The organism is Ramlibacter ginsenosidimutans (assembly GCF_016654015.1).
Classification (GTDB): Bacteria; Pseudomonadota; Gammaproteobacteria; order Burkholderiales; family Burkholderiaceae_C; genus Ramlibacter; species Ramlibacter ginsenosidimutans.
The window spans coordinates 240,373-252,668 of the sequence record NZ_JAEPWM010000006.1 but is presented as its reverse complement, the minus strand read 5'-3'; the positions used below and the strand labels follow the sequence as shown (position 1 = coordinate 252,668).

Annotated in this window: 14 protein-coding genes and 1 tRNA gene; 10 read left to right on the top strand and 5 right to left on the bottom strand. The window is 67.3% G+C overall.

Going from position 1 to position 12,296, the window contains the following annotated elements:
- Positions 1-227: 227 nt before the first annotated feature.
- From JJB11_RS16115 to dnaQ, 5 genes are all read right to left on the bottom strand, one after another.
- Entirely contained in the window at positions 228-692 is a 465-nt protein-coding gene (locus JJB11_RS16115; RefSeq protein WP_201173462.1) for a DUF6941 family protein, read from the bottom strand.
- The gene (locus tag JJB11_RS26665) at positions 689-925 is read right to left on the bottom strand and encodes a helix-turn-helix transcriptional regulator (RefSeq protein WP_377371323.1); all 237 of its coding nucleotides are present in this window, start codon (positions 923-925) and stop codon (positions 689-691) included. Before JJB11_RS26665 ends, JJB11_RS16115 begins: the two co-directional genes overlap by 4 nt.
- A gap of 178 nt (positions 926-1,103) precedes the next feature.
- On the bottom strand, positions 1,104-1,517 hold the full coding sequence (locus JJB11_RS16105) for a hypothetical protein (protein ID WP_201173458.1): 414 nt from the start codon (positions 1,515-1,517) through the stop codon (positions 1,104-1,106).
- 176 nt (positions 1,518-1,693) lie between these two features.
- Positions 1,694-1,768 (bottom strand) — tRNA-Val (locus JJB11_RS16100).
- 25 nt (positions 1,769-1,793) lie between these two features.
- Positions 1,794-2,510, bottom strand: coding sequence for a DNA polymerase III subunit epsilon (gene dnaQ, locus JJB11_RS16095; protein WP_201173455.1), 717 nt, complete (start codon positions 2,508-2,510; stop codon positions 1,794-1,796).
- A 157-nt stretch (positions 2,511-2,667) separates the two neighbouring features.
- Between dnaQ and JJB11_RS16090 the strand changes: the two genes are divergently transcribed.
- Genes JJB11_RS16090 through JJB11_RS16045 form a run of 10 tightly spaced genes read left to right on the top strand, consistent with a single transcriptional unit; the run spans position 2,668 to position 12,293 of the window.
- On the top strand, positions 2,668-3,459 hold the full coding sequence (locus JJB11_RS16090; RefSeq protein ID WP_201173452.1) for a GntR family transcriptional regulator: 792 nt from the start codon (positions 2,668-2,670) through the stop codon (positions 3,457-3,459).
- Between the two features lie 19 nt (positions 3,460-3,478).
- Positions 3,479-4,696, top strand: a complete 1,218-nt coding sequence (locus JJB11_RS16085) for an ABC transporter substrate-binding protein (protein ID WP_201173449.1) — start codon at positions 3,479-3,481, stop codon at positions 4,694-4,696.
- A 22-nt stretch (positions 4,697-4,718) separates the two neighbouring features.
- Positions 4,719-5,591 (top strand): branched-chain amino acid ABC transporter permease, encoded by an 873-nt coding sequence (locus JJB11_RS16080; RefSeq protein WP_201173447.1) that lies wholly within the window; start codon positions 4,719-4,721, stop codon positions 5,589-5,591.
- The gene (locus tag JJB11_RS16075; protein ID WP_201173444.1) at positions 5,588-6,586 is read left to right on the top strand and encodes a branched-chain amino acid ABC transporter permease; all 999 of its coding nucleotides are present in this window, start codon (positions 5,588-5,590) and stop codon (positions 6,584-6,586) included. The genes JJB11_RS16080 and JJB11_RS16075 overlap by 4 nt, the downstream gene beginning before the upstream one ends.
- Positions 6,579-7,325 (top strand): ATP-binding cassette domain-containing protein, encoded by a 747-nt coding sequence (locus JJB11_RS16070; protein WP_201173442.1) that lies wholly within the window; start codon positions 6,579-6,581, stop codon positions 7,323-7,325. The genes JJB11_RS16075 and JJB11_RS16070 overlap by 8 nt, the downstream gene beginning before the upstream one ends.
- Positions 7,322-8,035: an ABC transporter ATP-binding protein gene (locus JJB11_RS16065; RefSeq protein WP_201173440.1), complete on the top strand. Its 714-nt coding sequence runs from the start codon at positions 7,322-7,324 to the stop codon at positions 8,033-8,035. The genes JJB11_RS16070 and JJB11_RS16065 overlap by 4 nt, the downstream gene beginning before the upstream one ends.
- Before the next feature lie 7 nt (positions 8,036-8,042).
- A complete protein-coding gene (locus tag JJB11_RS16060) occupies positions 8,043-9,011 on the top strand; it encodes a tripartite tricarboxylate transporter substrate binding protein (RefSeq protein ID WP_201173438.1) in 969 nt (322 codons plus the stop codon).
- Positions 9,008-10,273 carry an aconitase/3-isopropylmalate dehydratase large subunit family protein gene (locus JJB11_RS16055; RefSeq protein ID WP_201173436.1) on the top strand — a complete coding sequence of 422 codons (1,266 nt, stop codon included), beginning with the start codon at positions 9,008-9,010 and terminating at the stop codon, positions 10,271-10,273. The genes JJB11_RS16060 and JJB11_RS16055 overlap by 4 nt, the downstream gene beginning before the upstream one ends.
- 56 nt (positions 10,274-10,329) lie before the next feature.
- The gene (locus JJB11_RS16050; protein ID WP_201964877.1) at positions 10,330-10,821 is read left to right on the top strand and encodes a LeuD/DmdB family oxidoreductase small subunit; all 492 of its coding nucleotides are present in this window, start codon (positions 10,330-10,332) and stop codon (positions 10,819-10,821) included.
- Complete coding sequence (locus JJB11_RS16045) at positions 10,818-12,293, top strand: amidohydrolase family protein (protein ID WP_201173421.1); 1,476 nt, start codon at positions 10,818-10,820, stop codon at positions 12,291-12,293. The genes JJB11_RS16050 and JJB11_RS16045 overlap by 4 nt, the downstream gene beginning before the upstream one ends.
- The last annotated feature ends 3 nt before the right edge of the window (positions 12,294-12,296 follow it).

Here is a 12,296-nt window from a genome sequence, read left to right as displayed (position 1 = left end):
AGCCCTCTCCAAGAACCTTTCTTCCAAGAGAAGCTCTCGCAGATCGAGCGCCGCTCCGAAGAGGGGTTCAGCTCTCGGAAGTTCGCCACGTATTCTGGCGGCGGTGATCAGGTTCGTGTTTGGCTTCTAGCCGCAGTTGACTCTGCTCGATCGTGCGTGAGCGAGGACTGGCCCGATTAGGACAATCCGACTCGGGGCGCGCGACAAGCGCGGCCCCGGGGCTAGCGTTAGAACGTTGTTGCTACCTGCTGCGACGGAAGATTGAAATGGAAGTTGAGACCATTCGACTCAAACTCCTCGTTATCCATCGTGACGTACATTCGCAGCACACCTGCCTCGCTCACAGCAAAGGGCTGCAATACAAGAGCGGCCTGCACATTCCAAACTTTCGCGTCCGGCGGTCCCTTCATCTTCTGAATCTCCGCAAGCCAATTGACCTCCGGTTCAACCCTCTGAAGAACTGCGCCGTTCCATCGGGCGTCTATAGCGAGACGTTTGAAGGGTGAAGTCAGCGGCGTGAAGATATGCGTGACGACACACATCCTCGGGAGAATGAGAGGCGGTGCTTGGTTTATCTCTACTTGTGCCCCTGAGTAGACACCGACAAGAGTTTGCTTGCCGCCCACCTCTTGGCGTAGATCGTCACAAAAAAGGCTAAAGGCAGTGCGGCCCGCGTCTTGCAAGGTTCTCACTCGTCGGCCCCTACCGCTACCAGAACATCGTGTACAGACACGCCCAATGCAGACGCAAGCTTCTTAAGCGTAGCAACCTCTAGATTGCCTGGATTCCGCTCCCATCTGGCCACATTTGGCTGCTGCGTACCCAGCGCAGATGCGAGCTGCGCCTGCGACATTCCGGCACGCAATCGGAGCGATGCAAGCGTAGGCCGCTGCCCTGGCGCACTTAGGGCTTGCGCGTTCCTCATTCTTGCTCGTTCGATTGCGCTCTTCTTCTTCGGATCCGCATCTCTCCGTGCAAGGTACTCGGAAGCTTCCAAGTCACCCAATCGCAGATCAGAAACGACGAGAGCAGATTGCAGCTGCTCGTACCGGTAGACGGTCGCTCGAAAGCCAACAATCCCCACTTGGCATACACCAGCCACTTCAACGGTAGGTTGGAATACCAGCGTCGTCATATCGACGGAGTAGCTCGGCGAAGTGGGGGTGTCGGGTGTCGTAAGCGTGATTTCGGTGTGCGATGCTGAGGACATGGTAGCGATCTCTCTGAGCGTCGAAGCCCACAAGCAGCCGGTATGGGATCACTGAGTTGTCGGCCGTGCTTCGTAGCTTGGCCGAATAAACGTTCTTGCCCAATCTCTGGGCAGCGCCGAACCGCTTGATCTCGAATGCTGGCTCGAAGTCAAAGTGGTCCCGTGGAAGGCACAATTCCTCCAACGTGCGATGGTCTTCGAACAACTGCTCGATAAGGAAGTCGATGTCTGCTGCCGCATCCTCATCGCTCTCGTACAGGGCATCGATCTCATCTGCGGCTTCCCTCGCAACGATCAGAACTGCCATCGTATATCACCAAAGATATTGTAAGGGCACTTTGCAGCGAGGATCTGAGTAGGCTGTTCCCTACTGCGCGAGGACGCGTGCGGCAGCCATTTGCCCGGTTCTGGACACATATTGGACAGCCCAAACGCAACAAGGACCTAGGTTTTGGCCTAAGTCCTTGTCCCATATCACAAATCTGGTGGGTGATACATGGATCGAACATGTGACCCCTGCCGTGTGAAGGCAGTGCTCTACCGCTGAGCTAATCACCCATTTCCCTGTTCGGGAAGCCCCCAATTATGCCACAGGCGAAATCGGCAGCTGACGCCAGACTGTCTTGCCGCCCGAGGCCTTGTCCAACTGCTTCAGCAGGTCCTCGTGCGCCGCGGCTTCCTGGTCGTTGGCCAGCAGCACCGGCAGGGTGAACTGGCGCAGGTCCACGCGGGTGACGATCGCGCCGACCGCATGCGCGTCGGACTCGTCGATCAGCAGCGCGTCCTGGCCGCGCGTGAGGTTGATGTAGACGTCGGCCAGCAGCTCCGCGTCCAGCAAGGCGCCGTGCAGCGTGCGGCTGGAGTTGTCCACGCCCAGCCGGTCGCACAGCGCGTCCAGGCTGTTGCGCTTGCCGGGGTACATCTCCTTGGCCATCGCCAGCGTGTCGGTCACCTTGTGCACGTGGCCGGTGAACGCGGCGCGCCCGAGCAGTTCCAGTTCCTTGTTCAGGAAGCCGATGTCGAACGCGGCGTTGTGGATGATGATCTCGGCGCCGGCGCAGTACTCGATCAGCTCGTCGACGATCGCGGCGAACTTCGGCTTGTCGCGCAGGAACTCGTTGCTGATGCCGTGGACCTTCAGCGCATCCTCGTGCGAGTCGCGCTCGGGATTGAGGTACCAGTGCTTGTTGTTGCCGGTCAGCTTGCGCGCCACCAGCTCCACGCAGCCGATCTCGATGATGCGGTCGCCGCCTTCTGCGGACAAACCCGTGGTTTCGGTGTCGAGGACGATCTGGCGCATCGCCGCGATTATGCTTGAGCGGACGGTCGATCTCACCGGCAGGATCGCCCCCGGCAACGTGGCACCTCGTCGACGGCGGCTACCCGGTCGCGTAGCGCACTTGTCCCATCGCATGTCCTATTGACAGGACATTGCGCCGGATGGACCATCCGCGCCCATGGCGGACGCCCTCCCGGTCCCGAAGTACCACCAGATCTACCTCGTGCTGCGCGAGCAGTTGCACGAGGGCCGCTTCGCGCAGGGCCTGCCCGGCGAGCTGGCGCTGATGCGGCAGTTCAGCGTGGCGCGGGTCACGGTGCGCCGCGCCTTGCAGGAGCTCGCCGGCGAGGGACTGATCACGCGCGAGCGCGGACGCGGCACGCGCCCGCTCGGTGCGACGACCGCTGCGACGGACGCACACGGCCAGACCAAGACGACGCAGCTCGCGGGCCTGCTCGAAAACATCGTCAGCATGACGCAGAACACCACCGTGCGCGTGCTCGAGGTGAGCAAGGTCGGCGCGAGCGGCGAGGTGGCGCAGGCCTTGAAGCTCACCGCCGGCGACGCCGTGCAGAAGGCCGTGCGCGTGCGCTCCACCCGCGAAGGCCCGCTGTCGCACATCACGACCTGGGTGCCGGGCGATCTCGCCAGCCACTTCGGCCGGCGCGAGCTGGCCCGCAAGCCCATCCTGGTGCTGCTGGGGGAAGCCGGCGTGCGCGTCGGCGGCGCGCGGCAGACTATCTCCGCGCGGCTGGCCGATGCGCAGGTGGCGCCGCACCTCGGCGTCGCGGTCGGCTCGGCGCTGCTCGCCGTGCGCCGGCTGATCCAGGACGAAGACGGGCGCCCCGTGCAGTGGCTGCACGGGCTGTACCGTCCCGACCGCTACGAGTACCAGATGCAGCTGTCCCGCGTCGGCGACATCGCCGCGCAAGTGTGGGTCAGCCGCGAGTTGTCCGCGCAGTTCCACTGAACCCCGAAGGAGAAACTCGATGAGTCGTGCCCCGTCCCTGAACCGCCGCAGTTTCGTCGCCCACGCGGGCGCTGCCGCGTCCGCGCTGGCGTTCCCGCTCGTGGCAGGCGCGCAGCCGAAGTCCGTGAAGGTGGGCGTGCTGCACCCGGTGACGGGGGCCCTGGCCTACTCGGGCCAGCAGTGCCGCGAGGGTGCGCTGATGGCGATCGAGGACATCAACAAGGCTGGCGGCATCAAGTCGCTGGGTGGCGCGAAGCTGGAGCCGCTGCTGGGCGACGCGCAGTCGACACCGGCCGCGGGCAGCGCCGAAGTCGAGCGGATGAACGAGGCCGGCGTGAGCTGCATCGTCGGCGCCTACGCCTCGGCCATCTGCCTGGCCACCACGCAGGCCGCGGCCAAGTACAACCTGCCGCACATCGTGGACGTCGGCGTGGCCGACCAGATCGTCGAGCGCGGCCTGAAGAACACCTTCCGCTTCGCGCCCGGCTACAAGAAGGTGGCCGAGATCGCGATGAACAACCTGTTCGTGCTGAACACGGCCGCCGGCAAGCCGGCGCGCACGGTCATGATCATCCACGAGGAGTCGCTGTTCGGCACCGGCACGGCCAACCTGCTCGCGCACGAGCTGCCCGGGTTCGGCTTCGAGGTGAAGGAGATCATCAAGCACGCCAACCCGACGCGCGACTTCAACAACATCGTGCTGCGGATGAAGGCGGTCAACCCCGACATCGTCATCCCGGCCAACTACTACAACGAATACGCGCTGCTGGTGCGCACGATGCAGCAGCAGAAGGTGATGCCCAAGGCGATCTTCTCCGTGCTGGGCGGCGCGGCCTCGAGCTACAAGTTCGTCAAGGAGTTCCCGGAGCCGGCGAAGGGCATCATCGACTGCAACCACTGGTTCAACCCCAAGGACAAGCGCGCGTTCGAGCTGAAGAAGCGCACCGAGGCGAAGAACCTGTTCTACAGCTACGAGGTGTTCCTCACCTACACGGCGATGCGGCTGCTGGCCGATTCGCTGGAGCGCGCGAAGTCCGCCGATCGTGCGGCCATCATCAACGCGCTGGAGACCAGCACGTTCAGCGACCACTTCCTGCCCTACGGCCCCACGAAGTTCGTCAACGGCCAGAACCAGGGCGCGCAACCGCTCATGACGCAGGTGCTGGACAACGACATCAAGGTGATCGTGCCGCGCGAGTACCGCCAGGCCGAGCCCGTCTTCCCGCTGAAGGCCTGAGCGCGCGCGGGACGGGAAAGCCATGTTCGAGTTCGGCATCCTGTTCCCCGCCGTGTTGAACGGCCTCACCACCGGCGCGGTGTACGCGCTGGTGGCACTGGGCCTCACCCTCATCTACGGCGTGCTGCACATCATCAACTTCGCGCACGGGGCGGCGCTGATGATGGCGCTGTACGGCGTGTACTTCCTCAAGGCGTCGTTCGGCCTCGATCCCTACCTGGCGCTTCCGATCATGGTGCCGGTGATGTTCGTGGCGGGTTACGGGCTGCAGCGCGGCATCATCAACCGCGCGAGCCACGGCAAGGACGAAAACATCCTGCTGGTCACGCTGGGACTGTCCATCGTGCTGGAGAACGTCGCGCTGCTCGCGTTCAAGTCCGACACGCGCACCATCGACACACCGTACTCGCTGGCGACGGTCGCCATCGGCCCGGCCATGATCGCCGTCACCAAGCTGGTCGCGTTCGCGGGCGCGCTGGTCGCCTCCGGGCTGCTGCTGTGGGTCGTGCGCGGCACCGACCTGGGCCGGGCGATCCGCGCCGTGGCCCGCGAGAAGCAGGGCGCGCGGCTGGTCGGCATCGACGTGGACCACGTGTACGCGATGAGCTTCGGCATCGGCCTGGCCTGCCTGGGCGCGGCGGCCTGCTTCCTGCTGCCTGCGTACTACGTGAACCCGCTGGTGGGCAACGGCTTCGTGCTGGTGGCGTTCACGATCGTCGTGCTGGGCGGCATGGGCAGCTTCGCCGGCGCCCTCGCGGGCGGACTGTTGATCGGCGTCGTCGAGTCGCTGGGCGGCCTGTGGTTCGGCGAGTCGCTGGGGCAGATCGGCGTCTTCCTGCTGTTCATCGCGGTGCTGCTGTTCCGGCCGCAAGGGCTGTTCGGGGCGAGGACATGAGCGCGCGCCGGGACCTGTTGCAGATCGCTGTGTTCACCGTCGCCGTCGCCGTGCTCGCCGTCACGGCGCGGTCCGGCGTGGTCCTCAACTTCACCATGATGGCCTTGTACGCCTGCCTCATGGCGCAGTCGTGGAACCTCCTGGGCGGCTACGGCGGCCAGTTCTCCTTTGGCAACGCCCTGTTCTTCGGCACCGGTGCCTATGCGCAGGCGATCGCCCAGTTGCAGGGGCACCTGAACCCCTGGCTCGCCCTGCCCCTCGCGATCGCGGCGGCGGCGCTGGTCGGCGTGATCGTGGGCGCCCTCTCCTTCCGCTACGGCCTGAAGGGCTCGTACTTCGCGCTCGTGACGCTGGCGTTCGCCGAGGTGTTCCGCATCCTCGCGCTCTCCGTGCCCTTCACGGGCGCCGGCGTGGGACTGATGGTGCCGCTGCACGAAGGCATCGGCAACATGCAGTTCGCCGATCGCCGCGGCTTCGTGCTGCTCGCGCTGGCGCTGGTGGTGATCGCGCTGCTGGTCACCAGCACGATGCGGCATGCGCGCTTCGGCGCCTGGCTGCAGGCCGTGCGCGACAACGAGGACGCCGCGCGCGCCATCGGCGTCGACCCGTTCCGCGTGAAGCTGGGCGCGATCGCCCTGTCCGGTGCCTTCATGGGCGCGGCCGGCGCGCTCTACGTGCAGGTCTTCCAGTACATCGACCCGGGACTGGCCTACGGCCCCACCACCTCGGTGGAAGCGCTGGTGGCGGCCATCGTCGGCGGCCTCGGTACGTTGTGGGGGCCGGTGCTCGGCGCGCTGGTGCTCAACCTGCTGGCCGAAGTGACGCGCGGCCTGTTCGGCTCGCTGCCCGGAATCAACATGGTGATCTATGGCGCGGTGCTGATCGTGATCGTGATGTTCGCGCCGCGCGGCATCCTGGGCCTCGGCCGGTCGGTGCGCGGCCTGTGGTCGCGCGGCACGGTGCCGCCGCCGCCGCAAGAGGTTGCCCGTGGCTAGCGCGCTGCTGCAGGTGCAGGACGTGTCCAAGTCCTTCGGCGGGCTGGCGGCCGTGCGTTCCGTCTCGCTGGAGTTGCAGGCCGGCGGCATCAGCGCCCTCATCGGGCCGAACGGCGCCGGCAAGACGACGCTGTTCGCGCTGTTGTCGGGCTTCCTGCGTCCGGACAGCGGCCGCATCGTCCTGGACGGTACCGATATCACGGGACAGGCGCCGCACCTGAACGCCCGCCGCGGCCTGACCCGCACCTTCCAGATCGTGCAGCCGTTTGCCGCGCAGACGGTGCGCGAGAACATCGCCGTCGGCGCGCACCTGCATTGCGCCTCCCGGCGCGAAGCGCTCGCGGCGGCGGACGCGGTCGCGCAGCGCCTCGGCCTTGCACCGCAACTCGACAAGCCCGCCGGCGACCTCACGGTGGCGGGCCGCAAGCGCCTGGAGCTTGCCCGCGCGCTGGCCACGCGGCCGCGCCTGCTGCTGCTCGACGAGGTGCTCGCCGGCCTCAATCCGCAGGAAGTCGGCGAGATGGTTCCGGTGGTGCGCGCCATCGCGGCCGAGGGCGTGACCGTGCTGATGATCGAGCACGTGATGCAGGCGGTGATGAACCTGGCCGCGCACGTCTGGGTGCTGGCCCAGGGCGAGCTGATCGCCACCGGCACGCCCGGCGAAGTCACGCGCGACGTGAAGGTGATCGAGGCCTACCTGGGCCACGGCACGGCGCGCCGGCTCGCGGAGGCCACATGACCGAAGCGCTGCTCTCCGTGCGCGGCTTGCGCAGCGGCTACGGCCCGGTCGAAGTGCTGCGCGGCATCGACCTCGACCTGCACGCCGGCGAGATCGTCGCCCTGCTCGGAAGCAATGGCGCCGGCAAGACCACCTTCAACCAGACGGTGAGCGCGCTGGTGATTGCACGCGCCGGGACCGTCCACTTCGACGGCGCGGACATCACGCGTGCGCACTACCGCGACGTGGTCGCACGCGGCCTGATCCACGTGCCGGAAGGCCGCAAGATCTTCCCCAACCTCAGCGTGCGCGAGAACCTGGAGCTCGGCTCCTTCACGCGCGCGCGCGCGAACCGCGCGGTCAACCTGGAGCGCGTGTTCGCGCTGTTCCCGCGCCTGCTGGAACGCACCGGCCAGCACGCGGGCACGCTGAGCGGCGGCGAACAGCAGATGCTCGCGATCGGCCGCGGCCTGATGGCCGAGCCGCGCCTCCTGATCCTCGACGAGCCCTCGCTCGGCCTGTCGCCGCTGCTGGTCGAGGAACTCTTCGGCCTCATCGCCGACCTGCACCGGCAGGGACTCGCCATCCTGCTGGTCGAACAGAACGTGGCGCAATCGCTCGCGATCGCGCAGCGCGCCTACGTGCTGGAGAACGGAGCCATCCAGTTCTCCGGCACCAGTGGCGAACTGCTCGCAACCGATCGATTGCGCCAGGCCTACCTTGGTGTCTGACCTTTCCATGAACTCTCCTCTCCTCCGACGACGCTCCCTCCTCCTCGCCGCCACCCTGCCCGCTGCCGCGCGCGTGTTCGCCCAAGGCGCGCCCGCCACGCTACGCATCCTGGTCGGCGCACCACCCGGCGGCACCACGGACACGATGGCGCGCGCGATCGCACCAGAACTCGGGCGCGCTCTCGGGCGCACCGTGGTGATCGACAATCGGCCGGGCGCCGGCGGCAATCTCGCCGCCGAGGCGGTGGCCCGGTCGGCTCCCGACGGCAGCACGCTCCTCATGAGCTTCACCAGCCACGCGATCAACGCCACGCTGTACCCGCACCTGCCTTTCGATCCGGAGAAGGACTTCACGCCACTGACGATGGTGTCGAGCACGCCCGCGGTGCTGGTGGCGAATCCCTCGCTGCCCGCGAACAACCTGCGCGAGCTGATCGCGCTTGCGAAGGCGAAGCCGGGCAAGCTGAACTTCGCGATCGGCGCGCTGGGCTCCTCGGTGCACCTTGCGGGCGAAGCCTTCAAGATGATGTCCGGCACGTATATCGTCAACATCCCGTACAAGGGCACCACGCCGGCCATCCAGGACGTGCTGGCCGGGCAGGTGGAGATGATGTTCGCCAACGTGGGCAACGCGCAGGGTTACATCAAGGCCGGCCGGCTGAAGGCACTCGGTGTCACCAGCCCGAAGCGGCTGCCGCAGTTCCCCGACGTGCCCGCGATCGCGGAAGTGCTGCCCGGCTACCAGTCGAACGCGTGGTTCGGCCTGTTCGGGCCGGCGAAGATGCCGCCCGAGCTCGCCCGGCGCATCAGCGACGCGGCGCGCCAGGCGATCGCATCGCCCGAGGTGAGGAAGCGCATCGAATCCGACGGCGCGACGCCGGTGGGCGACTCGCCCGAGGAATTCGCGCGCTTCGTGCACGAGGAGATCCTCCGCTGGGGCAAGGTGGTGAAGTACTCGGGAGCGAAGGCGGAATGACCGCGATCCAGTCCCTCGCGCAGAAGCTGATCGCGCGTGCAGCCGGGCGCGAGGAGGTGCGCGTGGGCGAGGTCGTCACGTGCCAGGTGGACCTGGCGATGTTCCACGACTCTTCGGGACCGCGCCGCCTCAAGCCCATGCTGGAGCAACTGGGCGCCGGGATCTGGGACAAGGACAAGGTCGTCCTGGTGATGGACCACTATGTTCCCGAGCGCAACGAGGACTCCAGGCGCATCGTGCGCATCGCGCGCGAGTGGGCGCGCGACCAGCAGCTGCCGCACGTCTACGACTCGGTGGGCATCTGCCACGTCGTGGTGCCGCAGCACGGGCACATCCGGCCGGGCCTGTTCTGCGTGGGCGGCGATTCGCATTCGCCCACGGGAGGCGCCTTCGGCGCCTACATGTTCGGGGTCGGCAGCACCGAGATGCTGGGCGTGGTCACCACCGGGGCGATCTGGGTGCAGGTGCCGCGCACGATGGGCATGCGCTGGGACGGCCGCCTTGGCGCCAGCGTGACTGCCAAGGACATGATGCTGGCCATGATCGGCCGCTTCGGCATGAACGGCGGCGCCTACCAGGCCGTGGAGTTCGCGGGCGAAGCGGTGCGCGCCCTGCCCATGCAGGAGCGCATGACGCTCGCCAACATGAGCGCCGAGCTCGGCGCTCAGGTCGGCCTGGTCGCTCCCGATGCGGTCACGCGGGACTGGCTGGCGGCGCACGGCGCGCCCGGCGTCGACGTCGCGCCCTGGCATTCCGACGCGGGCAGCTGGGCGGAAGAGCACGTGTTCGATGCCGCTGCGCTGGCGCCCCAGGTCGCCGCGCCCTTCAGTCCGGCGAATGCAGGCGACGCCTCGCAGTTCGCCGGCACGCAGATCCAGGCCGCCTACATCGGCGCCTGCACCGGCGCCAAGCTGGAAGACCTGCGCTTCGCAGCGCAGGTGCTGCGCGGCAAGCGCGTGGCCGCGGGAGTGCGGCTGCTGGTCGCGCCCGCGAGCCACGCCGACCGCGATGCCGCGATCAGCGAAGGCGTGCTGCAGGTGCTGCAGGACGCGGGCGCCCAGCTGCTGCCCAGCGCCTGCGGCATCTGCGCCGGCTACGGCGACAGCCTGGACGCCGACGAGACGGTCATCTCCAGCACGGCGCGCAATTTCAAGGGACGCATGGGGCCGCCCAGCACGCGCGTGTATCTCGCCTCGGCGTACACCGTGGCGGCGTCCGCGATCGCCGGCCGCATCGTCGATCCGCGCGAGGTGCTGGCATGAACCGCCGGGCCGCTCCCAAGGTGAATCCGGCAGCGCGTAGCGCGGAGGGTAGTCCTGTGACCCATCGCGTGTGGCGCCTCGGCGCGCAGGTCGACACCGACGCACTGGCACCCGGCAACTGGATGCAGCACGGCGTGGACGTGATCGCGCAGCACTGCCTCGAAGCCTTGCGGCCCGACTTCGCGCCCAACGTGAAGCCCGGCGACGTGGTGGTGGCCGGACGCGACTTCGGCATCGGATCCTCGCGCGAGCAGGCGGCCGCGGCCTTGCGCCACCTGGGCGTGGCCGCGGTGATCGCGCCGTCGTTCGCTGGCCTCTTCTTCCGCAATGCCTTCAACCTCGGACTGCTGCTGCTCACCTGTCCCGGCTGCGAGGCCATCGTGGAAGGCGAACGCATCGCCTTCGATGCGCGCGCGGGCACCGTGACGCGCGCCGACGGCCAGGTGCTGGCCACCGAACCCATCCCCGCCTTCCTGCTCGACATGGTCGAGGCCGGGGGGCTGCTGCCGCAATTGCAACGCCGATTCCAGGAAAGGACGACCCCGTGACCGCTCCGCTCTACGACCTCCTGATCAAGAACGTGCGCGTGGTGCGCCCGCACGGCAACGTGGTGCACGAGGGCGACATCGCCGTCAAGGACGGCAAGTTCGCCCGCGTCGCGCCCGGCATCACCGTGTCCCTCGCCAAGCAGGTGCAGGACGGCCGCGGCCTGCTCGCCTTCCCGGGCGTGGTCGATGCCCACATGCACAGCGGCATCTACTCGCCCCTGGCGGAAGACGCCGTCACCGAGTCCAAGGCTGCGGCCATGGGCGGCGTGACCTCGAGCCTCAACTACTTCCGCACGGGCCAGTACTACCTGAACAAGGGCGGCCCTTACGCCGACTTCTATCCCGAGGTGCTGGAGCTGTCCAAGGGCCGCTTCCACGTGGACTACGGCTACCACCTGGCGCCGATGGACAGCACGCACATCGAGGAGATCCCGATGCTGATCGCCAAGCACGGCGTCCCCAGCTTCAAGATCTTCATGTTCTACGGCTCGCACGGCCTGCACGGCGCCAGCGACGCGCAGCGGCAGTTCCTGATGATCGGGGACGACCAGCGCTACGACTTCGCCCACTTCGAGTTCATCATGCGCGGCATCCAGGCGGCGCGCGAGAACATGCCCGAAAAGGCGCACCAGATCTCGCTGTCGCTGCACTGCGAGACCGCGGAGATCATGACGGCCTACACGAAGCTGGTGGAGAAGGACAAGTCGCTGTCGGGCCTCGCCGCCTACAGCGCGTCGCGGCCGCAGCACTCCGAAGGGCTTGCGGTTTTCATCGCGAGCTATCTCGCCAACGAGACCGCGCTGCCCAACATCAACCTGCTGCACCTCAGCTCGCGCAAGGCGGTGCAGGCGGCGCTGATGATGGCCGACGTGTTCCCGCACATCGACTTCCGGCGCGAGGTCACCATCGGCCACCTGATGCTGGACATCAGCTCGCCGGCCGCGGAGCTGGCGAAGGTGAATCCGCCGATCCGCCCGCGCGCGGACGTGGAATACCTCTGGGAGGCGCTGCTCGCGGGCGAGCTGGACTGGGTGGTGTCGGACCACGCCTGCTGCCGCCACGAGACCAAGGTGCCCAAGCACTACTTCGGCAATATCTGGATGGCCAAGAGCGGCTTCGGCGGCACCGAGTACCTGCTGCCCTCGCTGGTGAGCGAAGGGACACGGCGCGGCATGGGCTACAACCACATGGCGCGCGTGACGAGCTGGACGCCGGCCCAGCGCTTCGGCCTGAACCGCAAGGGCGACATCGCCGAAGGCTTTGACGCCGACCTCGCGCTGGTGGACCCGGCGAAGACCTGGACCATCCACGCCAAGGACTCGCCCTCGACGCAGGGCTACACGCCGTTCGAAGGCCTCGAGTTGTCGGCGCGCGTCGAAGCGACCTACCTGCGGGGCGAGCAGGTGTACGCGAGCGACCGCGGCGTGATCGGGCAGCCGCGCGGCGAGTACCTGTTCCGCCCCACCGCGTGAGCG

Excerpts from the sequence above, each read along its gene's own strand:
- JJB11_RS26665 (WP_377371323.1), bottom strand. The coding sequence starts at position 925 with ATGAGGAACGCGCAAGCCCTAAGTGCGCCAGGGCAGCGGCCTACGCTT.
- JJB11_RS16105 (WP_201173458.1), bottom strand. The coding sequence starts at position 1,517 with ATGGCAGTTCTGATCGTTGCGAGGGAAGCCGCAGATGAGATCGATGCC.
- dnaQ (WP_201173455.1), bottom strand. The coding sequence starts at position 2,510 with ATGCGCCAGATCGTCCTCGACACCGAAACCACGGGTTTGTCCGCAGAA.
- JJB11_RS16090 (WP_201173452.1), top strand. The coding sequence starts at position 2,668 with ATGGCGGACGCCCTCCCGGTCCCGAAGTACCACCAGATCTACCTCGTG.
- JJB11_RS16085 (WP_201173449.1), top strand. The coding sequence starts at position 3,479 with ATGAGTCGTGCCCCGTCCCTGAACCGCCGCAGTTTCGTCGCCCACGCG.
- JJB11_RS16080 (WP_201173447.1), top strand. The coding sequence starts at position 4,719 with ATGTTCGAGTTCGGCATCCTGTTCCCCGCCGTGTTGAACGGCCTCACC.
- JJB11_RS16075 (WP_201173444.1), top strand. The coding sequence starts at position 5,588 with ATGAGCGCGCGCCGGGACCTGTTGCAGATCGCTGTGTTCACCGTCGCC.
- JJB11_RS16065 (WP_201173440.1), top strand. The coding sequence starts at position 7,322 with ATGACCGAAGCGCTGCTCTCCGTGCGCGGCTTGCGCAGCGGCTACGGC.
- JJB11_RS16060 (WP_201173438.1), top strand. The coding sequence starts at position 8,043 with ATGAACTCTCCTCTCCTCCGACGACGCTCCCTCCTCCTCGCCGCCACC.
- JJB11_RS16055 (WP_201173436.1), top strand. The coding sequence starts at position 9,008 with ATGACCGCGATCCAGTCCCTCGCGCAGAAGCTGATCGCGCGTGCAGCC.